The organism is Flavobacterium soli DSM 19725 (assembly GCF_000422705.1).
GTDB lineage: Bacteria > Bacteroidota > Bacteroidia > Flavobacteriales > Flavobacteriaceae > Flavobacterium > Flavobacterium soli.
The window spans coordinates 357,820-384,223 of record NZ_AUGO01000003.1 but is presented as its reverse complement, the minus strand read 5'-3'; the positions used below and the strand labels follow the sequence as shown (position 1 = coordinate 384,223).

General features: G+C 35.4%; 22 protein-coding genes. 14 read left to right on the top strand and 8 right to left on the bottom strand.

The window, feature by feature from the left end; genetic code table 11:
• Positions 1 to 270: 270 nt before the first annotated feature.
• The gene (locus G508_RS0107115; protein WP_026704670.1) at positions 271 to 984 is read right to left on the bottom strand and encodes a LytR/AlgR family response regulator transcription factor; all 714 of its coding nucleotides are present in this window, start codon (positions 982 to 984) and stop codon (positions 271 to 273) included.
• A gap of 86 nt (positions 985 to 1,070) precedes the next feature.
• Between G508_RS0107115 and G508_RS0107110 the strand changes: the two genes are divergently transcribed.
• The 10 genes from G508_RS0107110 to G508_RS0107060 all read left to right on the top strand — a co-directional run bounded on the left by G508_RS0107110 (position 1,071) and on the right by G508_RS0107060 (position 13,482).
• On the top strand, positions 1,071 to 1,715 hold the full coding sequence (locus G508_RS0107110; protein ID WP_035694329.1) for a response regulator: 645 nt from the start codon (positions 1,071 to 1,073) through the stop codon (positions 1,713 to 1,715).
• A gap of 177 nt (positions 1,716 to 1,892) precedes the next feature.
• The gene (locus tag G508_RS18690; protein WP_157485897.1) at positions 1,893 to 2,126 is read left to right on the top strand and encodes a hypothetical protein; all 234 of its coding nucleotides are present in this window, start codon (positions 1,893 to 1,895) and stop codon (positions 2,124 to 2,126) included.
• Between the two features lie 85 nt (positions 2,127 to 2,211).
• Positions 2,212 to 3,372: a PDZ domain-containing protein gene (locus tag G508_RS0107100; RefSeq protein ID WP_026704668.1), complete on the top strand. Its 1,161-nt coding sequence runs from the start codon at positions 2,212 to 2,214 to the stop codon at positions 3,370 to 3,372.
• Between the two features lie 4 nt (positions 3,373 to 3,376).
• Positions 3,377 to 4,525, top strand: a complete 1,149-nt coding sequence (locus G508_RS0107095) for a hypothetical protein (protein ID WP_026704667.1) — start codon at positions 3,377 to 3,379, stop codon at positions 4,523 to 4,525.
• Between the two features lie 98 nt (positions 4,526 to 4,623).
• Positions 4,624 to 5,922, top strand: a complete 1,299-nt coding sequence (locus G508_RS0107090) for an amidohydrolase family protein (protein WP_084625927.1) — start codon at positions 4,624 to 4,626, stop codon at positions 5,920 to 5,922.
• A gap of 1 nt (position 5,923) precedes the next feature.
• A complete protein-coding gene (locus tag G508_RS0107085) occupies positions 5,924 to 8,119 on the top strand; it encodes a peptidase domain-containing ABC transporter (RefSeq protein WP_026704665.1) in 2,196 nt (731 codons plus the stop codon).
• 2 nt (positions 8,120 to 8,121) lie between these two features.
• Complete coding sequence (locus G508_RS0107080) at positions 8,122 to 9,411, top strand: HlyD family secretion protein (protein ID WP_026704664.1); 1,290 nt, start codon at positions 8,122 to 8,124, stop codon at positions 9,409 to 9,411.
• A gap of 336 nt (positions 9,412 to 9,747) precedes the next feature.
• Entirely contained in the window at positions 9,748 to 11,046 is a 1,299-nt protein-coding gene (gene tyrS / locus G508_RS0107070) for a tyrosine--tRNA ligase (protein ID WP_026704662.1), read from the top strand.
• A 216-nt stretch (positions 11,047 to 11,262) separates the two neighbouring features.
• The gene (gene galK / locus G508_RS0107065; protein WP_026704661.1) at positions 11,263 to 12,432 is read left to right on the top strand and encodes a galactokinase; all 1,170 of its coding nucleotides are present in this window, start codon (positions 11,263 to 11,265) and stop codon (positions 12,430 to 12,432) included.
• Between the two features lie 3 nt (positions 12,433 to 12,435).
• Complete coding sequence (locus G508_RS0107060; protein WP_026704660.1) at positions 12,436 to 13,482, top strand: UDP-glucose--hexose-1-phosphate uridylyltransferase; 1,047 nt, start codon at positions 12,436 to 12,438, stop codon at positions 13,480 to 13,482.
• Here the strand turns inward: G508_RS0107060 and G508_RS0107055 are convergent.
• The 3 genes from G508_RS0107055 to G508_RS0107045 all read right to left on the bottom strand — a co-directional run bounded on the left by G508_RS0107055 (position 13,479) and on the right by G508_RS0107045 (position 15,761).
• Complete coding sequence (locus G508_RS0107055) at positions 13,479 to 13,916, bottom strand: LexA family protein (RefSeq protein WP_026704659.1); 438 nt, start codon at positions 13,914 to 13,916, stop codon at positions 13,479 to 13,481. The genes G508_RS0107060 and G508_RS0107055 overlap by 4 nt on opposite strands.
• Positions 13,907 to 15,175, bottom strand: a complete 1,269-nt coding sequence (locus tag G508_RS0107050; RefSeq protein WP_026704658.1) for a Y-family DNA polymerase — start codon at positions 15,173 to 15,175, stop codon at positions 13,907 to 13,909. Before G508_RS0107050 ends, G508_RS0107055 begins: the two co-directional genes overlap by 10 nt.
• A 103-nt stretch (positions 15,176 to 15,278) precedes the next feature.
• Positions 15,279 to 15,761: a CYTH domain-containing protein gene (locus G508_RS0107045; RefSeq protein WP_026704657.1), complete on the bottom strand. Its 483-nt coding sequence runs from the start codon at positions 15,759 to 15,761 to the stop codon at positions 15,279 to 15,281.
• Positions 15,762 to 15,841: 80 nt separating this feature from the next.
• On the opposite strand from G508_RS0107045, the gene G508_RS0107040 reads away from it, so the two are divergent.
• The 4 genes from G508_RS0107040 (at position 15,842) to G508_RS0107025 (ending at position 20,676) form a co-directional block, all read left to right on the top strand.
• The gene (locus tag G508_RS0107040; RefSeq protein WP_026704656.1) at positions 15,842 to 17,902 is read left to right on the top strand and encodes a recombinase; all 2,061 of its coding nucleotides are present in this window, start codon (positions 15,842 to 15,844) and stop codon (positions 17,900 to 17,902) included.
• 20 nt (positions 17,903 to 17,922) lie between these two features.
• The gene (gene dinB, locus G508_RS0107035) at positions 17,923 to 19,005 is read left to right on the top strand and encodes a DNA polymerase IV (RefSeq protein ID WP_026704655.1); all 1,083 of its coding nucleotides are present in this window, start codon (positions 17,923 to 17,925) and stop codon (positions 19,003 to 19,005) included.
• 88 nt (positions 19,006 to 19,093) lie between these two features.
• Positions 19,094 to 19,606: a PAS domain-containing protein gene (locus tag G508_RS0107030; protein ID WP_026704654.1), complete on the top strand. Its 513-nt coding sequence runs from the start codon at positions 19,094 to 19,096 to the stop codon at positions 19,604 to 19,606.
• A 32-nt stretch (positions 19,607 to 19,638) separates the two neighbouring features.
• Positions 19,639 to 20,676, top strand: a complete 1,038-nt coding sequence (locus G508_RS0107025; protein ID WP_026704653.1) for an NADP(H)-dependent aldo-keto reductase — start codon at positions 19,639 to 19,641, stop codon at positions 20,674 to 20,676.
• 17 nt (positions 20,677 to 20,693) lie between these two features.
• Here the strand turns inward: G508_RS0107025 and G508_RS0107020 are convergent, their stop codons facing one another.
• From G508_RS0107020 to G508_RS0107005, 4 genes are all read right to left on the bottom strand, one after another.
• Positions 20,694 to 22,052, bottom strand: coding sequence for a PQQ-dependent sugar dehydrogenase (locus tag G508_RS0107020; RefSeq protein ID WP_026704652.1), 1,359 nt, complete (start codon positions 22,050 to 22,052; stop codon positions 20,694 to 20,696).
• Between the two features lie 73 nt (positions 22,053 to 22,125).
• Complete coding sequence (locus tag G508_RS0107015; RefSeq protein WP_026704651.1) at positions 22,126 to 23,193, bottom strand: endonuclease/exonuclease/phosphatase family protein; 1,068 nt, start codon at positions 23,191 to 23,193, stop codon at positions 22,126 to 22,128.
• A gap of 113 nt (positions 23,194 to 23,306) precedes the next feature.
• A complete protein-coding gene (locus tag G508_RS0107010) occupies positions 23,307 to 24,917 on the bottom strand; it encodes a DUF4139 domain-containing protein (protein WP_026704650.1) in 1,611 nt (536 codons plus the stop codon).
• 76 nt (positions 24,918 to 24,993) lie between these two features.
• Positions 24,994 to 26,178 carry a vWA domain-containing protein gene (locus tag G508_RS0107005; protein ID WP_051197492.1) on the bottom strand — a complete coding sequence of 395 codons (1,185 nt, stop codon included), beginning with the start codon at positions 26,176 to 26,178 and terminating at the stop codon, positions 24,994 to 24,996.
• Positions 26,179 to 26,404 lie beyond the last annotated feature (226 nt).

Below are 26,404 nucleotides of genomic sequence, written 5' to 3'. Positions count from 1 at the left end.
GGGTTACGTTTTTTAGAAAAGCTGGGAATTAGCTATTCTGAACTATCAGTTATGACATTTTTTATGTATTAAATGTTTCCCCAAACTTGATAGCGAAGTAGAAGCTTCTAGTGATTTAGTGTTTCAAATCAGTTGCAAATTAAGTAGGTAAAATTTGTAAAAATTTTATTTTGAGAGAGTTAATAGTGAAGTAGTAGGATCTGAGAGGTTTGTCCTATTTCTAAAGGGCGAAATCCTCTATCATAAATTATGATTTTTATCGGTTACCCATCAGATGTCAATCTTTCTAATTATTACCTCTATATTTTCCCTGTAAGTGATTGAAAACGGTAGTACTTCCTTATAGTTCATATAGCATTTGGATTTGCTAAAGTGTATCCTGGAAACGTGGTTCACATTCACAATATAGCTTTTGTGAATTCTTAGAAAATAAAAAGGCAATGCATTTTCAAAATGCTTCAGGGTTTTATAGGCATTCACTACCTTGCCATTTATAAGTTGTATATCTGTAGTATTATTATCTGCCTTTAGATATACTATCTCTTCAAGATTTACAAACTGGTAGTCGCTGTAGGATTTGATACAAATGACAGTGCTTTTTTTTTCAGGTGCCCGCTTCTCAAACTTGAAAAATGATTTTCCTAATTGGTGCACTGATAGCGGTCCCATCAAGTAATCTGAAAAACCCGACTGTATAGCATCTAATGCAAATTCTGGAGATGAAGCCAATGCAATAAAATAAGGGATTGGATGCACATATTGAAATAATTCTGCGATTGTCTGAAACGATAACACATTATTATTAAATTTGTTCCCAATTCGCATCAAAACCAGTTGCGGTTTTAGTTTTATTATTTGTTTTATTGCCATTTCATTATCTTTGAAATGTCCAACGCAAAAATAATCAGGAAAATTTTCTAAAAGTTCTAGCGTTTCCTTCATGTAGGAATCATCATTGTCAACTAATATAAAGGAGAATTGCATAACGCATTTAAATAAACGGTGCAAACTACGCAAAGGCTTTTTTTTCTGAAGCTATAAAAAGTATCTACTTTGTTAATTTTTTTTTTATGAATGTACTTGTTGTAGATGACCATCCAATGACTGTATCGGGATACATAGAGAGCTTATCTTTGAAAGGCTTGTTTCTTCAATCACCTTCCTTTTACAAAGCCTATAGCTGCAAAGAAGCTTTTTTAAGGTTAGCCTATCCTGTTTTGTTTGATTTAGCTATAATTGATTATGGATTGCCTTCCCATGAGGCTGAAAATATTTATTCAGGAATTGATTTGGCTAGGTTGATTCAACAGCAACACCCAGATTGTAAAATTATCATGATTACCGCCCATACAGAAGTATTGATTATTTATGACATTTTTAAAAAACTGCAACCGGATGGGCTGATTGTAAAAAATGATATTACTCCTGAAAATCTACCCTGGACTATTTTACAAATAATTGAAGGAAACAATCATCAGAGCCCTACAGCCAAGAACATCATCAAGGAAATCTGGAAAAAGGATTTAATGGTAGATGATACCAATCGTCAAATTTTACTCTATCTTTCAAAAGGATACAAGTTAAAAAAAATTGAGATTACCCTTTTGCTTTCTCTTAGTGCTATCCAACGACGTATAGCACAGATGAAAGCTGCTTTCGATGTCAAAGAAGATTCCAGTCTAGTAGAGGAAGCTATTCTGAGCGGTTTTTTATAAATCATCGATTTTAACATTTTTAGGATAAAAAGTAGCGTCATCTTCTAAGCAACACATTTATTTTAGCCTTGATAGAATTCTATAAATTTGTGAAAGTTTGTGTACAGGGTGAGTAATGAATATTGGGATGCTATCAGAGTTTTACAATTATTTATTAATCATCTAAAAAACAACAAGATGAAATTAAGTTTAGACGCTCTAAAAGAAAGAGCAGAAGCTGTAGCTTCAAATGATTTATTGGCTAGTATTAGTGGAGGTACAGACAATGCTTGTCATGATGCTCCAACGACAGCTGCACCAACTACAGTAGCACCTTCTACACCTTCAACATCTTGGGAAATTGGAGCTGGAGTTAGTGTTCCAGTTGGAGGTCAACCGACTTTTACTGGAACAATTAAAATTAAATTTTAATTTCCCCTAAAAGCATTTAATTTTTTGGGAAGTTTACATTTAAGATAAGCGGAGAAATCTCCGCTTATCTTTTAATAATTAAGCCATGAAAAAAAAACTTTTTCTCCTCATTATGTCTTCATTGTCTTTTGGTTCCTGTTCAAAAAAAATTACACCAATAGATTCGATATCTATCCGATACAATAACCACCTGTACCTTAATGTAAATGTGAAAGACAAAATTCATGGTAACTTTATATTTGACACAGGATGGAATGGAGTAAGTTTAGATTCACTGTTTTGCAATAAAAATGGACTTGATTACAAAACTAAGGACATTAAAATAAGTGGTATAGGAAACTCAACTAGAACTGCTAAATTAATTACAGATACTATCCATTTTAAGTTTAGCGAGAAAGAAGATCGTTTTTCGACATCAACTGCTATGCTTGATCTGAAAAGTATGGTTGGAAAAACGATAGATGGTATCGCTGGGATTCAAACTTTTGCACAAAAACCGTATATGATAGATTATGTTTCCCAAAAAATTATATTCATAAATTCGGTTAAAGGATATGAATCAGTAAATGCACAATTTGAAGATTACAAAATTTATCTCCCCTTGTCAATAATATTGAAGAATGGGAAAAAGATACAAGGGAAGTTTATGCTTGATACTGGGTCTGATCAGACTATTTTGAACAGCAATTTTTTTATGTCAGATGGTATCCATAACGCAACGGATAAAAAGAAATTTTTTGCAAAAGGTGGTGTAGGAGGGGATTCAAACGGATATTTTTTACCTGTCGTGGCAGCTGATCTAGGAAAATTTAAATTAAAAAAACTGATTATGACCGTTTCAACTGATACTTTGGGTGCGTTGGCAAATCCCAACTACATGGGAATCATAGGGAACGATTTATTAGATGATTTTAATATAATTTTTGATCATCAGAAAGAAAAAATATGGTTAAAGCCTAATAAAAATTTTAACAGAAATAAAAATAAATTGTTTCGTAGTATTTCTTTTTTCGATACAGGGGAAAAGTGGATTATAGCAGGGATTGTGGAAAACTCTGAGGCGTATAGAAAAGGAATCCGGATGAACGACCAAATCATTGAAGTAAACAATGTACCTGTAGAAAAAATAGACCTCGACAAGTTTGTCGAAGATCTCAAAGCCAATGACAGTTTGCATCTGAGAATAAAACGGGAAGATAAGAAAATAGAGTTAAAATTAAAGCTTAATGTATTTATAAAATCTTAAAGTAATGGAAAAAAATCAGAATGAAATAATTGACACCATCAAGCTCCTTATTTACAAAGAAAATCCATCTTTGCTAGAAAAAGTTAACTTTGAGGATGATAACATCTTTTTAGAACCATTACTCTTTGCGTATTTCAATGGCAAAAATAATAATCAGTCAGCTCCAGAAATGCTAATTGAAATAATGCAAGGCTATTTTCTTAAAAAAGAAAACATACACCTGAAAGCGTCGTTAAATAACAATGGGATTGCATTTTTGCCTAACCTCGGCTATTTTGATAGAAACGCAAATAAAATGGAGAATTTATTAAAAATAGACGAGTTTGAAATTTTAAAATCCTGTCATCCGCTTTTAGAAAGCTATTTTGTAGAATCCTATAAAGGTCATATAGTAAACCCTAAACCTTTGCATAATACAGTTTGGATAGAAAATCATCAAACTTTAGAGAAGGCTATTTTAGTTATAAAAGAACATTTACCTTTTTTTTATAAAGAGCTTGTTTTTTCAAATAGAAGAATTTACTTGCATGACAATCCTAAAATATTAAATTTTGCTTCAATTGAAACCTTGGGAATGCTTTACTTTTATGTACTGGGTACTCAAAATATAATTTATTTTATTGAAGAGTTAATTCATCAAGGCTCACATAATTTTTTATATTACGTGGTGCATGATAGAAAAGAGTACTTTAAGATTGACGTAGACAACATCGTTATGCGAGATTTAACAGATCAGCAATGGGATTATAGAACGGTTTATGGTGCTTTTCATGGACTCTTTACTGTAACACAACGCATTGTTTGTTTTGATATTTTGCTGTCTAAAAAGATTTTCAGAGGTCGAGAGAAACATGAATTGTTAGGCAGAATGACCGATATGATTCCTCGATTTAAAACAGGTTTAGAATTATTAGATTTAGACTATGTGTACACAGAAAAGGGAAAAGCATACTATTATGAGCTTTACAATAAATGTCAAACAATTCTAAATAAATATCAGAAACTAATTGATGAATTTGATTTAAGTCATCGGGATTTAGACTTCCGATATGATGAATTTTGTGAGTTAAACTCGTATCAGAATTTTTTAAAAAAAGACGAAAACAATCATTATGATTTTTTTAGCAGTACAATTGGAAAGTTAATGGAATAGATCATTTTACAATTGTATATAGTACAATTACCCTTTAGAAAAATTATTGCCTCAACATAACCTATCCTGATCAAAAAGGAAATATAAACACACTAAGCATGCAAAAAATAGTTATTTTAATAACACTGATTTTATCAAATTACTTTATTAGTCATGCACAAGAACCAGATTTTCTTATTAAAAACGTTTCAATCATTTCAATGAAGGACAATACAGTTTTAAAAAATCAAATGGTTGCTATTAAAGACGGACAGATTATAGAGATTGCTGACAAAACAAGAGGAAGAGCAAAACAAACGATAGATGCTAAGGGTAAATTCATAATGCCATCTTTATCCGATGCCCATGTGCATTTTCCCTCCACAGAAAAAGAAATGGAAATAATATTGAAACTGAACCTGATTAACGGTGTAACAAAGCTACGTTCCATGCGTGGTGATTGGAATCATTATAGTTGGAGACAAAAATACAATTCAATTGACAGCTATTATCCAAAGTTGTATCTATCTCCCCCACCCATAAGTAGAGGACAGGATTTGACACTTGTAGAAATGGAGAGTTTTGTTAAAGCATCTAAAGAACGAAATCTTGATTTAATTAAAATATTGAGCATCAAAAATCAATCCATGTTTAAACAATTGGATAGTATTTGTAAAATATATAAAATGTCTCTTGCAGGACATTATCCACGTTTAGCATCAGGAAATGAAGTAAATGAAGATGTCATTTTTAATTCCAGCTACACTTCTTTTGAACATTTGGGAGGACTGGCAGGAGAAAATACAGAAACAATTCAAAGAAGAATAAGTTTATTAAAAAAGAAAAGCATTACCATATGTCCAACTCTGTCTTGGTACAGTGTAGGTTCGGGACGCTATACTACAGAAGAATCACGCAAGATGCCTGGAATGGAGTTCGTTTCGAAAGCTAAGATGGAAGAATGGATAGAAGGAACGGAGAAATACCGTGAAAAAATGGGGGTTACGGCTTATAAAGAAGAAGTTGTCAATGAACTAAAGGCACTTGACCAAAAATATAAAATCATCAAGCAATTAAATGAAGCTGGGGTTCCGATGCTACTAAGCCCAGATGCGTCGTCAAAATATATGATTGCAGGTTTCAGTGTTTTGGGCGAAATGAATCTTTTGAAAAATACCGAATTATCCAATTATGAAATTCTAAAAATGGCAACTGTTAATTTTGCTACTTTCTTCAAGGAGAATTTTGGAACTATTGAAGTAGGAAAAAATGCTGATTTCATATTGTTAGACGGCAATCCTTTGGAAGATTTAAAAACATTAGAAAATTTGCAAGGCGTATACTATAACCAACATTTTCTAGATAAAAATGCATTAAATACAATGCGAAATGACATTTTAAAAACAGTTCAAAAATAGAATGCTTAAAAAAAACAAATTTCCTTTCTATAAACAGTTAGACTATCGAGATTGTGGCCCTACATGCTTGAGAATGATAGCCAAATTTCACGGTAAAACGTTCTCTAGGGAGTTCCTGCGAGATAAAGCAGGCATTACTCGTATGGGAGTTACCATGGCAGGCATTGCTGATGCCGCAGAAGCTATAGAAATGAGAACCCTTGGAATGAGAATTGCCATGGAAAGCCTTGTCAGTGAAGCCCCCACACCTTTTATAGCTCCTTGGAGACAGAAGCATTTTGTTGTGGTATATAAAACGGCAAAAGATAAAATCTTTGTTGCCGATCCTGCCCAAGGTTTGCTTGAATATTCACATCAGGAGTTTTTAGAAGCGTGGACGAATACGAGTGATAAAACGGGATTTGTGTTATTACTTGAGCCTAATGCCAATTTTTATAATTTAGAAGAAGATAAGACCAAAACTAAAGGGTTTAGCTTTTTATGGCCTTATCTAAGGCCTTACAAAAAGCTAATCAACCAGTTATTAATCGGTTTGTTGGTAGGTACAAGCATCCAATTTATCATGCCTTTCCTTATGCAATCGGTAGTAGATGTGGGTGTTAATAATGGTGATGTGTCTTTTATATATTTGATTCTAATAGCACAGATTGTCTTGTTTCTTTCTCAGACATTAGTTTCTGTTTTTAGGGAATGGCTGTTTTTGCATATTTCAGGAAGGTTTAACATAAAAATGGTATCAGATTTTTTGTTCAAGATGCTTAAATTACCGGTAAATTTCTTTGATACTCGTAATACAGGAGAGCACCTCCAAAGAATTCAGGACCATGCAAGAGTTCAGAACTTTGTTTCTTCGTCCTCTTTCAATATGATTTATTCTATTATTCTCTTTGGCGTTTTTAATGGAGTCTTGGCGTTTTACAATATTAAAATTTTTATTGTATTCCTTATAGGAGCCATTTTATATGTAGGTTATACATTTTTTTTTCTCAAAAAAAGAGCAGAGCTGGATTTTAAACGTTTTGATGAGCAATCCACTAGTCAAACTTCTTTAATACAGATGATCAATGGAGTTAGAGAAATAAAAACAAACAATTCCCAAAGAAAAAACCGTTGGAAATGGGAACAAGTTCAAATTAGCTTGTTTAAAACCTCAATGAGTAGTCTCAAACTCGCACAATATCAAAACATCGGCTCTAATTTTATCAATGAACTTAAAAATATTATTATCACTTTTTTGTCGGCTACGGCAGTAGTTAATGGTGAAATCACTTTAGGGATGATGCTTTCCATCCAATACATTGTAGGTCAATTAAATTTACCATTGAGTAATTTTATTGGTTTTATTCAGCTGTGGCAAGATGCAAAAATAAGTCTGGAGCGTCTTTGGCAGGTACATTCTAAGGAAGAGGAAGATGATGTTAAGGAAGATAAAGTAAAAGAATTACCAACAAAAAAAACAATAATTATCAAGGATTTAAATTATAGATATGGCAGTAAATCTTCTGCATTAGTCCTGAAAAACTTAAACTTAGAAATACCGCAAGGAAAGACAACTGCCATTGTAGGTGCAAGCGGTAGCGGAAAAACAACTTTAATAAAACTGCTACTGAAATTTTATGAACCTACGAGTGGCTCAATCAGTATTGGTACTATTGATTTAAATTCAATCCATAATGATTATTGGCGAATGAACTGTGGTGCCGTATTGCAAGAAACTTTTATTTTCAATGATACAATTGCAGGAAATATATCCGAATCAGAACAAAATACTATTATTAATCGAGATAAATTGAAGATGGCTTCTCATATTGCAAATATTGAAGATTTTATTGAAAAATTGCCAAACAGACTCAATACAGAATTAGGTACTTCTGGCATCCGATTAAGCGGTGGACAGGAACAACGCTTGATGATTGCTAGAGCCGTATATAAAGACCCTGAATATGTTTTTTTTGATGAAGCGACAAGTTCATTGGATGCCAATAATGAAAAAATAATAATGGAAAAATTAAATACTTTTCTGCAAGGAAGAACGTCAGTTATTGTGGCACATCGATTGAGTACGGTCAAAAATGCCGACAACATCATCGTCTTGGAAAATGGCGAAGTTGTGGAGCAGGGGAATCATATTCAATTGACAATGCAAAAAGGGAAATACTATGAGCTTGTAAAAAATCAATTGGAATTAGGAAATTAATTATGGATGAGCTACAAGAAGATTTAAAAATTTATAGTGAAGAAGTAAGAGATGTACTTTCGGCACCACCAAAATCTATGTTTAAATGGGGGAACACAATATTATTATGTTTTGTAATCATCTTATTTTTAATTTCCTGGTTCATAAAATACCCAGACCTCATCACCACCCAGATTATCATTACCACCCAAACCCCACCCGAGAAATTGGTAGCCCGAACTTCGGGCAGGATTGAAACCATATTGGTTACAGACCGACAAGATATAGCCAAGAATACACCCCTTGCTGTTATAGAAAACAGTGCCAACTTTGAAGATATATTTTTATTAAAGAGTATTATTGATACTTTAAATTTAAACAAAAGTCCTTTCCCGTTTGAAGCATTGCAGAATGCACAATTGGGAGAAGTGGAAAGCACCTTTGCCATTTTTCAAAAGGAATATATTGCCGACCAGTTGAACACCAAACTCCAACCCTACAAGATAGAAGGCACTGCACAAAGCTATGAATATTTGCAACTCAAGGAAAGGCTGACCTTGCTGGAATCACAAAAGAGCATTACTCAGAACGAGCTAGTTTTGCAAAAAAGTGACCTTGACCGCCATGAAAAGCTCTACAGCAAGGGAATAATTGCCACCCAGGAAATAGAAAAGCAACGATTGATCTATCTTCAGGCTGAAAAAAACTATAAGAGCCTACTAAGTTCGGTTTCCCAGATGAAATCCTCGTTGAATGATCTGAGCCGGAATACCAAGACTACCAAAATCAATGAAACCAAGGAGAATGTGATTTTGGAACGAAACGTGATCCAAGCTTTCTATGAGTTGAAAAAAGCCATCAAGAACTGGGAACTCAACTATGTACTCCGTTCCTCAATTGAGGGGAAAGTGACCTTCTTGCAGATTTGGACACCAAGCCAGAATGTAGCAGCAGGAGATGATGTCTTTGCGATAATTCCATCAGAGAGTAAAAATTATATCGGGAAAGTAAAAGCACCTGCCCAAAATTCCGGAAAGATCAAAACAGGGCAGGATGTCAATATCCGATTGGCTAATTTTCCTGATAGGGAATTTGGGATGCTTAGAGGAACTATCAAAACTATTTCTTTAACTCCCAATAAGGAAGGCAATCTATTGATTGATATTTCCTTGCCAGAAGGATTAAAAACTTCCTATAAAAAGCAAATCGCCTTCCAGCAGGAAATGTCAGGAACTGCCGATATTGTGACCGAAGATTTGCGATTGATTGAACGATTGCTGTATCAGTTTAGGGATGTGTTTCGCAGGGGATAAATTTTCTACCCTCCTTTTTTATGAATTTGATGGTAGATTAATAATCCCTAACAGGTTGTATCCCGAACCTTCGGGACTGTTAGGATCTTGTAAACGATTTTTCAGAAGTTTCCAAAGTGAAAATGGATTTCCCTCTAGCCCCGACTTAAGGGAAAATTCTTTTTATTTTTTTAAAGGAAAAAAATAAAAAGATTTGGAAAGAAGGCGGGAAAATGCCCCGAAGCTTCGGGACAAAAATACCCAAGCGATTCGCTCCTAATTTTGCTTATCGAAATCGCAATTACTGTTGAGATTTGGGGTTTGAATTGTTATCTTTGCGCAAATTATTTACAAAAAATGAAGAATCTAGTTGAAGAATTGAAGTGGCGTGGGCTATATGCCGATAGTATGCCGGGAACGGAAGAGCAATTGCTAAAGGAAGCCACGACGGCCTATATTGGCTTTGACCCGACTGCGGATTCGCTTCATATTGGAAGCATGGTTCAGATTATCCTGTTGGTACACTTGAAGAATTTCGGACATCAGCCGATTGCTTTGGTGGGTGGTGCAACAGGAATGATTGGTGATCCATCTGGAAAATCAGACGAAAGAAATTTGCTGAACGAGGAAACGTTGGCAAAAAATGTGGCGGGAATAAAAAGCGTTTTGTCTCGATTCTTAGACTTTAATTCGACAGATAAAAATGCTCCAATTATGGTGAACAACTATGATTGGATGAAAGAATTCTCGTTTATTGATTTTGCACGTGAGGTGGGAAAACGCATCACGGTAAATTATATGATGGCGAAGGATTCTGTAAAGAAACGTTTGAACGGAGAAATTGGTGAAGGAATGTCTTTCACGGAATTTACCTACCAGTTGATTCAAGGATATGATTTCTACCACTTGTACAAAAACAACAACTGTATGTTACAGATGGGTGGCTCTGACCAATGGGGAAATATCACGACTGGAACGGAATTGGTTCGCAGAATGGGTGGCGAAAATGCTAAAGCATTTGCTTTGACAACGCCATTGATCACAAAAGCGGATGGTTCTAAATTCGGAAAATCCGAAGGTGGAAATATTTGGCTGGATGCCGATAAGACTTCGGTATATAAATTCTACCAATTTTGGTTGAACAGTACGGATGTTGATGCTGAGAAATATATTAAAATCTTTACATTCTTGGATAAGGAAGTGATTGACGGTTTGATTGAAGAGCATAAAGTCGCCCCACATTTAAGAGTGTTGCAAAAACGATTGGCGGAAGAAATAACGACATTTGTTCACTCGAAAGAAGAGTTGGAAAAAGCGATTCAGGCTTCGAACATCTTGTTTGGCAATTCGTCTTCGGAAGATTTGAAGCAACTGGACGAAACGACTTTTTTAGAGGTTTTTGATGGTGTTCCGCAAGCGGAAATTGCACGAGCTGATATTGAAAACGGAATCAATATCGTTGATGTTTTGAACGAAAAATCAGGTTTTTTCAAATCAAACGGAGAAGCAAGACGTGCTTTAACTGCAAATTCAATTTCTGTAAATAGAGAAAAAATTAAAGAAGATTTTGTATTAACCGCGAATGATCTAGTTAATAATCAGTTTGTATTATTACAAAGCGGAAAGAAAAATTATTTTATTTTGAGAGTGGTCTAAAATAAGCTCAATTCTATAAAAATTTAAACCATTAAGGTTTAAGATAAGTTAAGGAGGACTTAATGAAGCTTAATATCTTAATGGTTTATTTTATTATCCACTATTGATATTTCATCAAGAGAGTCATTATATTATTGTAAATTGATAATTTAAAACAAAAGTTTTTCTTATAAAACTTGTAATTTGCAGTCTTATTTGAAAAGCCCTTTTTCACTAATGAAGAAAAAACTAATTCAGGATACAAAATCCCATTTCACACAATTATTCCAAAACGATGCCCAATATGTTTTTCTATCACCAGGAAGAATCAATATTATTGGCGAACACTTAGATTACAACGATGGTTTTGTGCTTCCGGCCGCTATCAATAAATACATTTGTTTTGCGGTTTCAAAATCTGGAAGCAGCAAATGCACCATCATTGCGAAAGACCTTGATGAAACACATGAGTTTGATCTGAACGACAATCTGCAACCGATTGATAAGATGTGGGCCAATTATATCCTTGGCGTTTTGCACCAGCTTAAAGAAAGGACAAACAATCTGGAAGGTTTCAATATCGTTTTCAGTAGTACGATTCCCATGGGAGCTGGTCTTTCTTCTTCTGCCGCATTGGAATGTGGTTTTGGTTATGCGATGCGAAAATTGTTTCATCTTGACCTGTCGAAGGAAGATATCGCCTTAATTGGCCAGAAATCAGAACATAGTTTTGTGGGGGTGAATTGCGGTATTATGGATCAGTTTGCGAGTGTTTTCGGCAAGAAGAATAAAGTAATCAAATTGGATTGCACAACTTTGGAATACGAATACCACAAAGCCGATTTCAAAAACTATTCACTGATTTTATTGGACAGCAAGGTAAAACACACGCATCTTACATCAGGCTACAATACCCGAAGACAAGAAGTGGAACAAGGTTTTTCAATTTTAGAACAACAATTTCCTCACATAGAATCATTTAGGGATTGTACCGAAGCTATGGTTTTGGAAACACGTGAACTTTTGGGCGAAGTCCATTTCAAGAGATGTTTTTTTGTAGTAAAGGAAATCCAAAGGGTTTTGGATGCTGTTAATGCTTTAGAAAATAGCAACTTCAAAAAGTTAGGCGAATTGATGCATGAAACCCACGAAGGTTTATCAAATGAATATGAAGTTAGTTGTGCGGAAATTGACTTTTTAGTAGATGCTGTAAAAAACGAAAAATCAGTTTTGGGATCCAGAATGATGGGTGGCGGTTTTGGCGGTTGCTCGATTAATTTAGTGGAAAAAGGACAGGAAAAGGAAATCATCAAAAACATTTCTGAAAAATATAAAGTTGCTTTTGGCATCGATTTAAAATCTTATAAAGTAAAAATTTCAAAAGGCACATCACTCTACAAAAAATAATGTATGGAAGCTTTCAACAATAACGAACATCCACATAGACGTTACAATCCGTTGACAGATGAATGGATTTTAGTTTCGCCACATCGCTCTAAACGACCTTGGCAGGGACAAAATGAGTCTGTTTCCGAAAACACACTTCCAGAATACGATCCTGAATGTTACTTGTGTGCAGAAAACAAACGTTCAAACGGAATTCAGAATGAGAACTATTCGGATACTTATGTTTTTGAGAATGATTTCGCCGCCTTGCTTCAGGAGGAAGTTCGAGATGAAATGCCACAATCGGATTTGTTTCAATTTAAACCCGAAAGAGGGATTAATAAGGTAATCTGCTTTTCGCCAAAACACAATCTTACCCTTCCAGAAATGGAAGTTGAGGCAATCAAGAAAATAATCGATACTTGGAAAACAGAATATATCGAATTAGGAAGCAAGGATTTTATCAATTACGTTCAAATATTTGAGAATAAAGGAAGTGTCATGGGTTGCAGTAATCCGCATCCACACGGACAAATTTGGGCACAATCTTCCCTTCCAACACAAGTAGAAAAAACCCAGAAAAGCCTCAAGAAATATTACGAAAAACACAAAAGGAGCTTACTAAAAGATTATGTAGAGCAAGAACTTCAAAAAAAGGAACGCATCGTTTCGGAGAATCAGCACTTTGTGATTTTAGTGCCGTTTTGGGCAACTTGGCCTTATGAAACGCTTATTGTAAGCAAAAGACATTTCGGAAATCTAACCCAAATGACAGAGGAAGAAATGTTGGCTTTCGCCGAAATAATAAAGACGATAACTGTAAAATACGATAATCTTTTCAAGACTTCTTTTCCCTATTCGTCGGGAATCCATCAAACTCCGACAGATAACGAAGAGCATCCTGAATGGCATTTTCACATGCACTTCTATCCGCCTTTGCTTCGTAGTGCAACCGTAAAAAAATTTATGGTAGGTTATGAAATGATGGGGGAAGCCCAACGTGATATTTCACCAGAAAAAAGTGCGGAGATTTTAAGAGGATTGCCTGATGTTCATTATAAAAAAGATTAAATCTTCTTGATCACATACGTCACAATTCCCCAGATAATCAACTGGTTTTCTTCTGTAACTTTTATAGGAGTATAACTCGAATTTTCGGGCATCAGCCACAAGCAATCCGTATCTACTTTTATCCGCTTGACGGTAAACTCGCCATCAATCAGGCAAATAGCTATTTTTTTATTTCCAGGTTCGATGCTTCTGTCTACGACCAGAATATCCTTGTCCTGAATTCCAGCATCAATCATAGAATTTCCATCCACCTGAACATAAAAAGTTGCCAAAGGATTTTCAATAAGCGTCTTGTTCAAGTCGATACTGGTTTCCATAAAATCCAAAGCCGGAGATGGAAATCCAGCCGAAACACCATGACTGATGTACGGAATTTTGATTTCGCTCTCCAAATCGGGCTTCAAAAACGTAAGCTTTTTTTTCTCTATTGACATTTCACTTTCAGTATATCGCTTATTCTTGTAGTGTATTTTGGAGACAATAAATTCTGCCTCATATTCCAGGTTACTTTTCCTTGAGTTCCGAGTTTTACTTTTCGATCACCTGCTTTTTTATTGATGAAATCAATGGTCTTCATCAGTGCCAGATGCTTCGGATTTTCTTCTTCGAATAGCTGAAACTGCTTCTCGCCTTCCTTCGTAAGTTGTGTTACGATAACACCCGCCTTATTAAAACGAAGTCCCTTATTTTGTTCGTATACTTTTTCTAACATTTTGACAGCCATATTCGAAATGGTTATACTCGAATTTGTTGCAAACGGAATCGTAGCCGATTGATGGTAATAAACTCTCTTGTTTTCCGAATTATGATCCATCGTTCCTAACATTACAATGACCGTGTTGCAACAAGAATTTTGCTTGCGTAACTTCTCGCCACACACCATTGCAAAAGTCGAAACACGCTCCCGAAGTGCATCATACTCTGTCAATTGCTTTGGAAAGCTCCTGGTTATGGCAATACTTTTTTTATTCTCTGGTTCTTCAATCCCCAAAACCGAATCTCCTTTAAGCTCACTAATAAGTCTTAAACCCACGACACCCATCTGGTTTTTTATAAAATCTTGGTGATAGGGTTGTATAAAATCATAAGCAGTAAGAATTTTTCGAGCCTCTAATTTCTTTTTCATTCGGTAACCAATACCCCAAACATCTCCAATTTTCGTCCATTTTAAAGCTTTTATTCGCTTCTCCTCAGTATCAATCACATAAACGCCTTTGGTTTGTTCTGGATATTTTCTCGCAATTTTATTAGCTACTTTCGAAAGTGTCTTGCTTGTTCCGAAACCAACACAAACCGGAATACTCAGCCATTTCATGATGCGGTTTTTCATTTCTTGACCACATTCATCAAAACCACCTTCTTTCACGCCTTCAAAATTCAAGAAAGCTTCATCAATACTATATACTTCAACATTTGGTGTAAAAAGCTTTAATGTTTCCATCACTCTTTCACTTAAATCTCCATACAACGCATAATTCGACGAAAAAACTTTAATATTATTTTCCTTAAGCATTTCCCGAACCTTAAATTCTGGAGCTCCCATCTTCACCCCCAAAGCCTTTGCTTCATCGCTTCTGGAAATAATACAACCATCATTATTCGACAAAATAACCACAGGCTTCCCCACGAATTCAGGCTGAAAAACCCGTTCGCACGAAGCATAAAAATTATTGCAATCGACTAAAGCATACATACTGTAAAATTACAGAATAAGCTTTCTTGAGAAGAAATATAAAAGTTAATTTTAAAGTATTGTGAACAACTTTTTCGGATAAAAAAAGGAAAATCTAAGAAGATTATTTTTTAGGGTCAAGCCAATACTTGAATGGATTTTTACTCAAATAAGCATTATAAAAACGTTCGTCATTGGTAACTTCTTGCCCCAACCATTCGGGTTTTTCGAAGGATTCAGCTTCAGATAAAAGTTCGATTTCGGCCATAATCAATCCTTCGTTTTCGCCATGAAATTCATCGACTTCAAAAACATGATTTCCAGCTTTAATTTCAAATCGGGTTTTGTCGATAGCACCTTTTTCGCTTAACGCCAATAATGCTCTAGCCTCTTCCACTGGAATTTCTTTTTCCCATTCAAAACGCGACATGCCACTTTCATTTCCCTTTCCTTTGATGGTTAGAAATCCTTTGTCATTTGCAATCCTAATGCGAACGGTTCTTTCGGGATCAGAATTTAGATAACCTTGGGCAATTCGCTTTTCGGCGAAAGCCTGACGCTTGAAAGCGGTAGAATTCACTAAAAATTTACGTTCTATTTCAATCATTGCTACGAGATATAATTTTTATGAGCAAGTTAATACATTTATTAGTTCGTATTTGTATTTTTACACAAATAGCTATTCGAATGAAATTCTTTAAATCAAAATCAAAGCCAACAGTGCAAGAATTTATCGCTAGATATTTCAGTGATAACGAAGAATGGCGCGATAACGAAGATGATTTAGAATTGATCGTGCAACTGATTGGTTTTATAAGACCCTCAAAACCAAAGAAAAACCTATTAGTTAATATCTCGGAGTTAATCGCTTTTCTAAAACAACATCCTCTTTACAGCCATAATCTTTCGGTTTATATCAAAGGGATTTTGGAAGAAAAAAAATTCAATAAAATCCTGTCGGATGCTGCCATATTGCAAGATGTTGACTTTTTATTTGAAGTCAAGAAAAGAATTTTTGCTAAATTTTTGCCCAATCAGCCTCAAAAAGACACGCTGGAATATGTGTTAAATCAGGTTTTTTATCTGGACACGGATATCATTTGGGTAAAGAAAATTCCGATGGAGCAACTGGAAAGTGTGTATGATCTTTTAGGATTTACTTCTTTGTATACAACTCCTGAACCAATTTCTCCGCTTTCGGAATTGATGATTTCCATGACCTTGATTACACAACGAATCAGTGGTCGTGCCATGGAAACCGATGTGATCAAGATGGTGCCTGAATTTGACGGATATGAAAGTCCGTTCACTGCTTTTGAAAAGGAGCTTCTAGAAATTGAAGAACGAATCAAAGTAGGTCCAATGTACTCCATTTTTCCAGATGATTTGTCCTATAAACAATTGCAAGTTTTGCACAAGCAATGTGAAGAATTTGTTGAAAAAGCCTTCGGCAATAGTTCCAAATATGGAATTTCGCTTCGGGTGAATCAAAATCTTCTGAGGATTCGCCAACAGCTGGAACGACTAAAGGTCTTGTTACCTCTATTGGTTACAGAAAATAAATCGGATGAAAAAAAGAATGGAATCTTTTTGGCAATTGAGCTTATAAAATTCAATTGCTACAAAAACAATGTCAGGAAATTCATTGCAGAAAGTACCCAATTAATTTCCTACGAAATCACGCAACATACTGCCAAAACAGGCGAACATTATATAACCGAAGGCCGGAGGGAATATTTCCGGATGTTTACCACAGCCCTTGGAGGAGGCTTGATTGTTGGCATACTTTGCATTATAAAATTATGGTTAGGAAGGGTTGAAACCAGCTATTTTGGTCATGCCTTTTTATACAGCATGAACTATTCCTTTGGTTTTATTGCCATTTATATTTTAGGCTTTACACTTGCAACAAAGCAACCGGCCATGACGGCTTCGGCTTTGGTTAGAGCTTTGGAAGAAGGAAAGAAAAAACAAGGTGACAAGACCGAAAAATATGGTGCTTTTGCAATTCTTTTTGCAAGGGTTTTTAGATCACAGTTTATTGCTTTTGTAGGAAATGTGATTATGGCCTTTCCTGTTTCATTATTGGGAATTTGGCTGATTGATTATGCTTTTGACTATAATATGGCCAGCGAAAAATGGCTGAAATTAATAACCGATATAAGCCCGATACATTCTGCAGCCATTTTTCATGCAGCAATAGCGGGTGTTTTTCTTTTCTTGTCGGGAATTATTTCAGGAAGTGTTGCCAATCGAGACAAACATGGTCAGGTTTATTTTAGGATTCAGGAACATCCGTTCTTGAAAAGAACCATTGGCAAAAAACGAACAATGAAATTTGCAAAGCTCTATGAAAAAAGATGGGCTGGTATTATTTCTAATTTTTGGTTTGGTGTTTTCATGGGAAGTACGGCAATAATCGGATTGTTTTTAGGTCTAAATCTCGATATTCGACACATCACTTTTGCAAGCGGAAATCTCGCACTTTCGATGTATGGATCCAATTATGTCATGGATAACACCATGCTTTTTTGGGGAGTTTTTGGCATTGGTATTATCGGTTTGGTCAATTTCCTAGTTAGTTTTGGCCTTTCGTTGGGACTTGCTTTCCGTTCCAGAGATATTTCAATCTTTGAACTTCGCTTTGTAACCAGTTCTATCTGGCAGCATTTTAAAAGAAAACCTATGAGCTTTTTCTTACCTACCGAAAGAAAGAAAAAAGTAATCATCGAAGGTCCAGTTGAATAATTAATTTAGCCTTATAAAAAATGTATCCATTTAATACTGACAGAAAAATTATCCATGTAGATATGGATGCTTTTTATGCATCGGTGGAACAAATGGATCATCCTGAACTTCGCGGAAAGCCTGTAGCTGTTGGTGGAAGTGAAATTCGGGGAGTAGTTTCGGCGGCGAGTTATGAGGCGAGAAAATTTGGAGTGAGAAGTGCCATTAGCGGTGTTTTGGCTAAAAAATATTGTCCCCACATTATTTTTGTTCGTCCTCGATTTGACCGTTATAAGGAAATTTCGAAGCAAATTCACAAGATTTTTTATGATTATACCGATTTGGTTGAACCACTTTCGCTTGATGAAGCCTATCTCGATGTTACCCAAAACAAAAAAGGAAATCCGAGTGCGACTCTAATTGCACAAGAAATCCGGAAGAGGATTTTCTATGAAGTTGGGCTCACGGCTTCGGCAGGAATATCAGTCAATAAATTTGTTGCCAAAATTGCTTCGGACATCAACAAACCAAACGGACAAAAAACGGTGAATCCTGATGAAATCTTGGAATTTCTAGAAGAACTTCCCATCCGAAAGTTTTATGGGGTTGGGAAAGTTACGACTGAAAAAATGTACCAGCTTGGTATTTTTAAAGGTTCGGATTTGAAAGCCAAATCATTAGAATTCCTTGTAAAACATTTTGGAAAATCTGGAAGTTTTTATTTTAATGTCGTTCGGGGAATTCATAACAGTGAAGTAAAAGCACATCGAATTGCAAAATCAGTTGCTACAGAACATACTTTTGATGAAAATATTTCATCGGAAATTTTTATGATCGAAAAGCTGGAAATAATTGCCCAACAACTCGAAAAACGATTAAAAAGGTATAATGTTGCTGGAAAAACCGTAACCCTAAAAATAAAATATAGCGATTTCACTCAGCAAACCAGAAGCAAAACCTTGCCGTATTTTATTTCCGATAAAGCACTTTTACTCGAAACGGCAAAGGAATTATTGTATCAAGAACGAATGAAAGATTCCGTAAGGCTACTTGGAATTTCGCTCAATAATTTGAACACCGAACAAAAAAAGGCAGTTGCCGTTCAGCTGAAATTTGACTTTTAAAGCAAGGCTAAACAAGCGTTAAACTTAACCCTAATTGATTTTTCTTTTAAATTAAAAACTAAATTTGCTTGAATTTAATACTCCAAAAATGGATTTGAGAGAATATGATACTGCAAAATATCACTATTATAACACCTTAAATTATAATAGATTGCCTTTAACTTCATGGGATTTTTATGGTCAATTTCTTCAGGGCCTCAATTATAATCTATCAGATTTGAAAATGCTTGAGAATTTAACTGAAAGCCACAATTGGACATCGTCTTTTGATTTCAAAAAGGAGCTTCAGCAGGAAAATATCATTGTTGTTACGGATTCGAATCTGAAAATTGTTTTTGCGAGTCATAATATTGTCACCATGACGGGTTATGAAAGTCAGGAACTCATTGGCGGAAGCCCAAAATTATTTCAAGGAAAAGCGACTTCTAAAAAAACGAGTGCCGAAATTAAAAAAGCGATTGATGCCCGTTTGCCTTTTGAAAAAACAGTTGTGAATTATAAAAAATCGGGAGAGATGTATGATTGCCATATCAAAGGTTTTCCCGTTTTTAATAAAAAAGGTGAACTCTCTCACTTTATTGCTTTCGAAAGAGCAGCATAAATGCTACTTTTGTAGTCTTCCAAATAAAAAAAATGAAATACAATGTATTGCCAGACACTGATGTAAAAATTAGTGAAATTTGCTTAGGAACTATGACTTTTGGTCAGCAAAACTCAGAAGCTGACGGACATTCTCAAATTGATTTTGCACTTGATAAAGGCATAAATTTTATCGATACCGCCGAAATGTATTCGGTTCCTGCACGAGAAAAAACTTCTGGTAGTACCGAAAAAATCATTGGAAGCTGGTTCAAAAAAACAGGCAGACGACAAGACGTAATCTTGGCTACAAAAATTGCCGGAGCCAATCGTGGTCTGGAATATATCCGTGAAGATTTACGATACAATGATGCTACGATTCGCCTTTCAGTTGAAAAAAGTTTACAACGTCTTCAAACGGATTATATTGATTTATACCAACTGCATTGGCCGGAACGAAATGTGAATTTCTTTGGACAAAGAGGTTTTAAAGTTAAAGAAGAAACCTGGGAAGATAACATCCAGCAGGTTTTAGAAACCGTTCAGGCTTTGATTAAAGAAGGAAAGATCAAGCATTTCGGACTTTCGAATGAAACGCCTTGGGGATTGATGCGTTTTTTGGAAGAAAGTAAAAAACATAATTTGCCAAAAATTGTAACGGTTCAAAACCCGTATTCGCTTTTAAACAGGACTTTTGAAGTAGGAAATGCAGAAGTGTGCTACCGTGAAAATGTTGGACTTTTGGCCTATTCGCCTTTGGCATTTGGTGTTTTGTCTGGTAAATTTTTAACTGGTGAAAATCATCCGAATGCACGAATCAATTTGTTTCCGAATTTTTCCCGCTATAATTCTGAAAACAGCAGGAAAGCTTCGGCTTTATACAACGAAATTGCAAAGCAAAATGGCCTGACGTTGACAGAATTGTCACTTGCTTTTATCCGACAACAGGAATTTGTTAGCAGTACGATTATCGGTGCGACAACATTGGAACAATTGGAAGAAAACATCAAGACAACTTCAGTTTTTCTTTCGGAAGAAATTTTAAAGGAAATAGAAAAGGTGCAAAACCTGATTCCAGATCCTGCACCTTAATTTTAAAAATTTGGTTTTTACTTCACTACTAATTTAGAAGTTGAAGTAACTCCTGAATTATCCGTAACATTTACCATATAAATTCCAGTTTCTAAACCGCTTGTGTTTAGTGCTGTTTCATTGCTTTCGATTGTCGCATCAATCAATTTTTTTCCTGAAATATCATAAATAGTTATGGTTGCTGGAAAATTTGCATCGGCAAAATACACAACGTCTTTGGCTGGATTTGGATACATCCTGAACTTGGCTGCTTGAGCTTCTTCAATTGAAAGTTGATCCGTATCCACCACTTTATAGACAATTCCATTATCTGCGGAAGCGACATAAATTTCGCCATCTTGATCTACACCAAACGAAGTATATAAACCACCTGGCATTGAAGGTGAAAAGGTTACAGTTCCTTCACTATCTACAGTTGCAATTTTATTAGAACAATAATCGGCAAAGAAATAAGTACCTTCAAAGTTTGGATAATCTGTTCCTCTGTACACATAACCTCCAGTAATCGAGCAATATGGACTTCCTGATGCAGAAGAATATTCGGCAAATGGAAAGGTCATCGTTGCAATTGGAGCACAGCCTGATGTTGCATAAGCATCACTTCCTTCATAGCATTTCCAACCGTAATTTAATCCAACTGATGTTGAAGGTTCCTTATTTATTTCTTCTACGTTTTGTTGACCTACATCGGCAATCCATAAATCGCCTGTTTCGCTATCGAAAGAAAATTTCCACGGATTTCGAAGTCCGATTGCCCAAATTTCATCAGCACCTGGAATTCCAACATAAGGATTGGTAGCTGGACTTCCATAAAGGGTACCCGAATCTACATCGATGCGAAGCATTTTTCCGAGAAGACTGTTGATGTTTTGTCCATAACCTTGAGGATCACCTCCACTTCCGCCATCTCCCATCCCGATATACAGATAACCATCGGGACCAAATTTTATAGTTCCTCCATTATGATTGGAATAAGGTTGAGTAATGGTCATCAAAACGGTTCCCGTGGTTTGAGCAATATTTGGATTTGTAGTGTTTACCGAATATCGGGCAATTACTGTATTTCCGCTAGTATTGGTATAGTTCACATAGAAATACCCGTTTGTGGCATAATTTGGATGAAAAGCCAAGCCTAGAAGTCCGCGTTCTCCTCCAGCACTGATCAAACTTGAAATATTTAAAAATGGTGTCGAGTTGACTGTTCCTGAAGCCGTAACTACTTTGATGGTTCCGGCTTGTTCTACAACAAAAAGTCGAGCATCACCAGCATTTACAATTTCCACGGGATCAGTAAATCCAGTAGCAAAGGACGTCAACCCTATAGTTTGGGCAAATGTCAAGTTGAAAAATAAAAGTGTAAGTAAAGTTGTTTTCATATATGTAAAAATTTGGGTGTTGAGTAAAGTTAACTAATATACTTTACTAAAAATCTTATAGTTACATTAATTTCTAAAGCGGCTCATCATTTATTCCTGCTTGTATTTTTTCTTCCACCAATGCTTTGTCTTCTTGATCGGCTTCCATTTTATTTTCTTCGTCTTCATGCGAAAGCAACAAGCAAATGCTAATTGGAAAATGATCTGAATCGATATGGTTTTCGACTTTCATATCCACCAATCGAAAATGACTACTCACAAAATAATGGTCCAAGGGCCAACGAAGCAGTTTGTATTTGGCGTTAAATGTACTGTACATCCCTCGTCCACGTCTTGGATCCAATAGTTCGCTCGATTTCAGGAATAATTTTGTGGTATAGCTCCAAGCCACGTCATTCAAATCGCCAATTACCAAGCAAGGTTTGTCATATTCTTTGGCCATTTTTCCAATCATCAGGATTTCGGCATCGCGGTCTGTACTGTGAGAATTCTCTTGAGGAACTGGAGGTGTTGGATGCAATCCATAGACGCGAACCACTTCGTTATCAAATTCCACATCGGCAATGATGGATGGAATTTCTTTATCAATTAGATAATTAATTTCCTGATGCTTAATCGGAAGCTTGCTGTAGAACAACAATCCATAGGTGTTTTCTTGTGGAATTTCGATATGATACGGATAATTTTTGCGGAGCGATTTCACACCTTCCAGCCATTTTTGATCGGTTTCCAAGAGGAAAATAATATCGGGGTTTCGTTTTTCAACCAGATCTAAAAGCTTTTGATAATTGGTGTTGTGTTGGTAAATGTTGGCAACGAGCAAATTCAGGCATTCTTTCCCGTTACTTTTTTTTACCTCATCGATCATTTTTTTGCCGAAAGGCGTGAACGGAAGAATCAGGTATCCCAAATACAAAAACGAAATCGCGAGTGCAACCATCAAAATGATGTCGAACAAGACTTCGGTTTTAGGAAAAATAACAATCCAAATAATGGTTAGCATTCCGATGATGCTAAACTTTTGAAACCTCGGGTAATCGAAAACACGAAACATCCAAAAATCCTTTTTGACAAAAGGAATCAGGACTGTTAGCAATGCAAGTATCGATAAAATATAAAGAATGATTTTAAAAAAGGCCATCTTTGGGTTTTGATGTCCTAAAGATAGAAATTTATTTTTTTAGGCTTTGGAGATTTGTTAAAGTTTTAGGAGATAAAAAAAGGGTGCCACTTGAAACGACACCCTTTTTTAGTTTATAAGTTATCAATAATCTTATCTTTTGGATATTTCACTTTATAACTGATGCGGATTTTCTTGGTTTCATTTGGTTTCAAATTCAAATCCCAAGTTAGGATTCCGGTTTCAGCATTGATTTTGGCTCCGTCACTTTCTTTAAGTTCAATTTCGATTTCCTTGTCGGAACTCAACGGATATTGATCTTTTAGCAACAATTGAACAGCTTCTTTTTTATTGTTTCGAATCGTGATGTCATAAGTGAAAGTTTGTTCTTTTTTTGAAGACAAGAATTTGGTTCCCGATTTGTCTACCACTTTTTCACGCTTGATAGAAATCTTTTTATCCCTTCCCATACTCAAATTCAAAGTGTCGGAAGTTTGATTCGGGTTGATGAACGTCTTCCCAACATACATGCCTTCAAATATGATATTGGCTTCGCCTTGCAACAAATTGTATTTTGAATAATCGCTGATTTCTGCCAAAAGAAATGCTTCTTTTTCCACTCTTGGAGCTGCATAATATTTGTAGGTTGCAGGAAGATTAATTTCTTTCAAGGCTACACTATGGGCTTTCCCGTTGGATAAAATATCATACGGAATGTCGATATCGAATGAAATATTGAGTTGGTTTTCTTGGATGGTGGTGTAATTAGATATGGATTTATCTGCTTGAACAGAACCATATCCAACTGAAACTCCTGCCACTTGCCCTTGAAGTCTGTTTGCTACAACTTCAACTTCATTCAAATATCCATAATCTTGATCATATCCATACCTCAAAAACCAAGAACTCAAAATTGGAGCCTGATTATTTTGGTTCGGATTTCCGCTTGACAACGTAAGTTTCACCTGTTTCCAATCGATTCCGGTGTTTTGAACAACCTGTGCTTTATACATCATCTCGATTGGTGCCGAAATACTATTGGCCCTCAAATCATAGAACGGTTTCCAGTTGGCATTATTTGTCAAATAATTAATACTGAAATCAACATTTCCAGCCACTTCATTCATGATTTGAAGTACTAATTTTCCTTTTGAAGTCTTGTCTTCTTTTTGGGTATTGATTTCGAGTTTGTTTTTCAAACGTGATAAAACCGTGTTTAGTTTTTTTATTTTTTCATCTAAAGCATCAAAAGAATTGTTTAGTTCTAATCGTTTTGCTTTATAATAGTCGACCATTTTGGTGAGTTCAGCCACACTTAAACCTGAGTTTACACCCGAAACTTGCTGATTTTTGTCCAATAATTCAATGGTTTTCGATTCGGCTACTTTTGCATTTGTAACCCTTTGGATTTCCTTTTCTACCAAATTGATACTGTCCCGCACTTTTTTTATGACGGGAGAATTTTCATCAATCTCATATTCCGAAATATAATTGTTCGTAAACTGAACCGAAAGTACCGTTACGTTTGCTGGAGCTCCAATCTGAACCGTATTTTCATTCAAATAATCGGCCACATTTTTAATCACGATTTCGCTTGTCCCTTTTGGCAAAACCGCCGAAGTGCTTTGCGAAATCTCAGCCGAATTAAAATAAACTGTTGCAGCTTTTACCTTTGCAGTCGTGAAAATGGGTTTTTGAGCATAGAGGAATGCCGGAAATAACAGGAGTAAAAATAATTTTTTCATAGCTTTTTTTTGAGTTGAATGATGTCTTTATTACATAGAGTATAAAAACAAGCAAAAGGTTGGGATACTTTTTTATTTATTTTTCTACCGTATATCCCTTTGTTTTCGCAAGTGTCACGATAGAGTTGCTGATGGCATTCCCTAAATCGTCCTGCGTTTTGGTTTTTTTAGCTTCGGTATCAATATATTCCTGACGTTTTTTGGCCAAATCCGCAATTTCCTTCTGAATTACTTCTCGCTCCTTTGCCTTTTTTTCTATAATCACTTTGATTTCTTCCGTACTCTTATTCTGTAATTCTTTTGGCAACTCTTCCTTTTTAAGTTTAGAAACCGCCTCTTTGTCTTCTTTTACCTTATCCACCAAATCCCAAGATTCATTTTTATACACTTCCTTGGATTTGCTAACAGCACGTTCTGCATAATTGGATTTTGAAACACTTTCGGCATTTTTATCCTGCACCTCCTGATTCATTTTTTTCTCGATTCCTTTGGTCCCATAACCAATATAAGTGCTGTTTATTTTTACATTACATTCACTTATCTTATCATCATATGGCGTCTGGATGTATCTAATTTGCTCATTCGAATCAATATTAAAGTATTTTCCCTTGCCATAATCTGCACCATCTTTCCAAAAGGTGTTGATTCCTTCCATGCTTCCGCCACAAAAAATGGTATTCACATAAATATTATTTTTCAAAGCATCGCTAATTGCTTCTTTATAATTCACATTTCCTTGATTGAAAGGTTCATTTCCCGAAATATAAATCAATTTCATGTTTTCAGATTTGTTTCCCCATTCCAATTTTCTCACAGCATCTTGGATTACAGCACCACAATATTCCTCACCTCCATTTGTGGTTAATGAAAATAATTTCTCAGAAATCAAATCCAAATCTGTCGTCAATGGTGTAATCTGTCGGATATAATTTGATTGTGCAGACAAACCACTATTTCCATATTCATACAACGAAATTTCAATATTAGGTGTCATTCCAGAATATTTCAAGGTTGTCAAGGTATTTACAATATTCCACAATCTGGATTTTGCCTGATCAATCAAGCCACTCATGCTACCCGAAGTATCCAGCAAAAGTGCAACTTGAATTTTGGTGCTTTCATCAACAGTTTTTACCGTATCATTAACGGCAATTGGTTCCTCAGTAGCGTTTTTGCAACCTGCAAAAGTAATTGAGGTTACTAAAAATGTTGCCATTAGCAAGTTGTAGCTCTTTTTGAATTTCTGATTTGTTGTTTTCATAATTTCTAATTTTTAAGTTTTTTGTTTTTTTATTTAGAAGCAAATCGATAGGCATTTTAGGAGACCATTTTCCCGCTTTCCGTTCCAATCTTTTGGCTTGTTAAAGGAACAAGCTAAAAGGATTTCCTCTTCAATCGGGACTAAAAGGAAACTAATAGCACTTTGGAATCATTTCCTAGATTGCCTTACAAACTTACCCATACAAACAAAACCTAATTTGAAGAAA

Bases quoted from the DNA above. Each gene is read 5' to 3' on its own strand.
- G508_RS0107050 (WP_026704658.1), bottom strand. From the start codon at position 15,175: ATGTATGCTTTAGTCGATTGCAATAATTTTTATGCTTCGTGCGAACGG.
- dinB (WP_026704655.1), top strand. From the start codon at position 17,923: ATGTATCCATTTAATACTGACAGAAAAATTATCCATGTAGATATGGAT.
- G508_RS0107045 (WP_026704657.1), bottom strand. From the start codon at position 15,761: ATGATTGAAATAGAACGTAAATTTTTAGTGAATTCTACCGCTTTCAAG.
- G508_RS0107005 (WP_051197492.1), bottom strand. From the start codon at position 26,178: ATGAAAACAACAAATCAGAAATTCAAAAAGAGCTACAACTTGCTAATG.
- G508_RS0107085 (WP_026704665.1), top strand. From the start codon at position 5,924: ATGCTTAAAAAAAACAAATTTCCTTTCTATAAACAGTTAGACTATCGA.
- G508_RS18690 (WP_157485897.1), top strand. From the start codon at position 1,893: ATGAAATTAAGTTTAGACGCTCTAAAAGAAAGAGCAGAAGCTGTAGCT.
- G508_RS0107060 (WP_026704660.1), top strand. From the start codon at position 12,436: ATGGAAGCTTTCAACAATAACGAACATCCACATAGACGTTACAATCCG.
- G508_RS0107055 (WP_026704659.1), bottom strand. From the start codon at position 13,916: ATGTCAATAGAGAAAAAAAAGCTTACGTTTTTGAAGCCCGATTTGGAG.
- G508_RS0107030 (WP_026704654.1), top strand. From the start codon at position 19,094: ATGGATTTGAGAGAATATGATACTGCAAAATATCACTATTATAACACC.
- G508_RS0107020 (WP_026704652.1), bottom strand. From the start codon at position 22,052: ATGAAAACAACTTTACTTACACTTTTATTTTTCAACTTGACATTTGCC.
- G508_RS0107090 (WP_084625927.1), top strand. From the start codon at position 4,624: ATGCAAAAAATAGTTATTTTAATAACACTGATTTTATCAAATTACTTT.
- G508_RS0107115 (WP_026704670.1), bottom strand. From the start codon at position 984: ATGCAATTCTCCTTTATATTAGTTGACAATGATGATTCCTACATGAAG.
- galK (WP_026704661.1), top strand. From the start codon at position 11,263: ATGAAGAAAAAACTAATTCAGGATACAAAATCCCATTTCACACAATTA.
- G508_RS0107095 (WP_026704667.1), top strand. From the start codon at position 3,377: ATGGAAAAAAATCAGAATGAAATAATTGACACCATCAAGCTCCTTATT.
- G508_RS0107100 (WP_026704668.1), top strand. From the start codon at position 2,212: ATGAAAAAAAAACTTTTTCTCCTCATTATGTCTTCATTGTCTTTTGGT.
- G508_RS0107110 (WP_035694329.1), top strand. From the start codon at position 1,071: ATGAATGTACTTGTTGTAGATGACCATCCAATGACTGTATCGGGATAC.
- G508_RS0107010 (WP_026704650.1), bottom strand. From the start codon at position 24,917: ATGAAAAAATTATTTTTACTCCTGTTATTTCCGGCATTCCTCTATGCT.
- G508_RS0107080 (WP_026704664.1), top strand. From the start codon at position 8,122: ATGGATGAGCTACAAGAAGATTTAAAAATTTATAGTGAAGAAGTAAGA.
- G508_RS0107025 (WP_026704653.1), top strand. From the start codon at position 19,639: ATGAAATACAATGTATTGCCAGACACTGATGTAAAAATTAGTGAAATT.
- G508_RS0107040 (WP_026704656.1), top strand. From the start codon at position 15,842: ATGAAATTCTTTAAATCAAAATCAAAGCCAACAGTGCAAGAATTTATC.
- tyrS (WP_026704662.1), top strand. From the start codon at position 9,748: ATGAAGAATCTAGTTGAAGAATTGAAGTGGCGTGGGCTATATGCCGAT.
- G508_RS0107015 (WP_026704651.1), bottom strand. From the start codon at position 23,193: ATGGCCTTTTTTAAAATCATTCTTTATATTTTATCGATACTTGCATTG.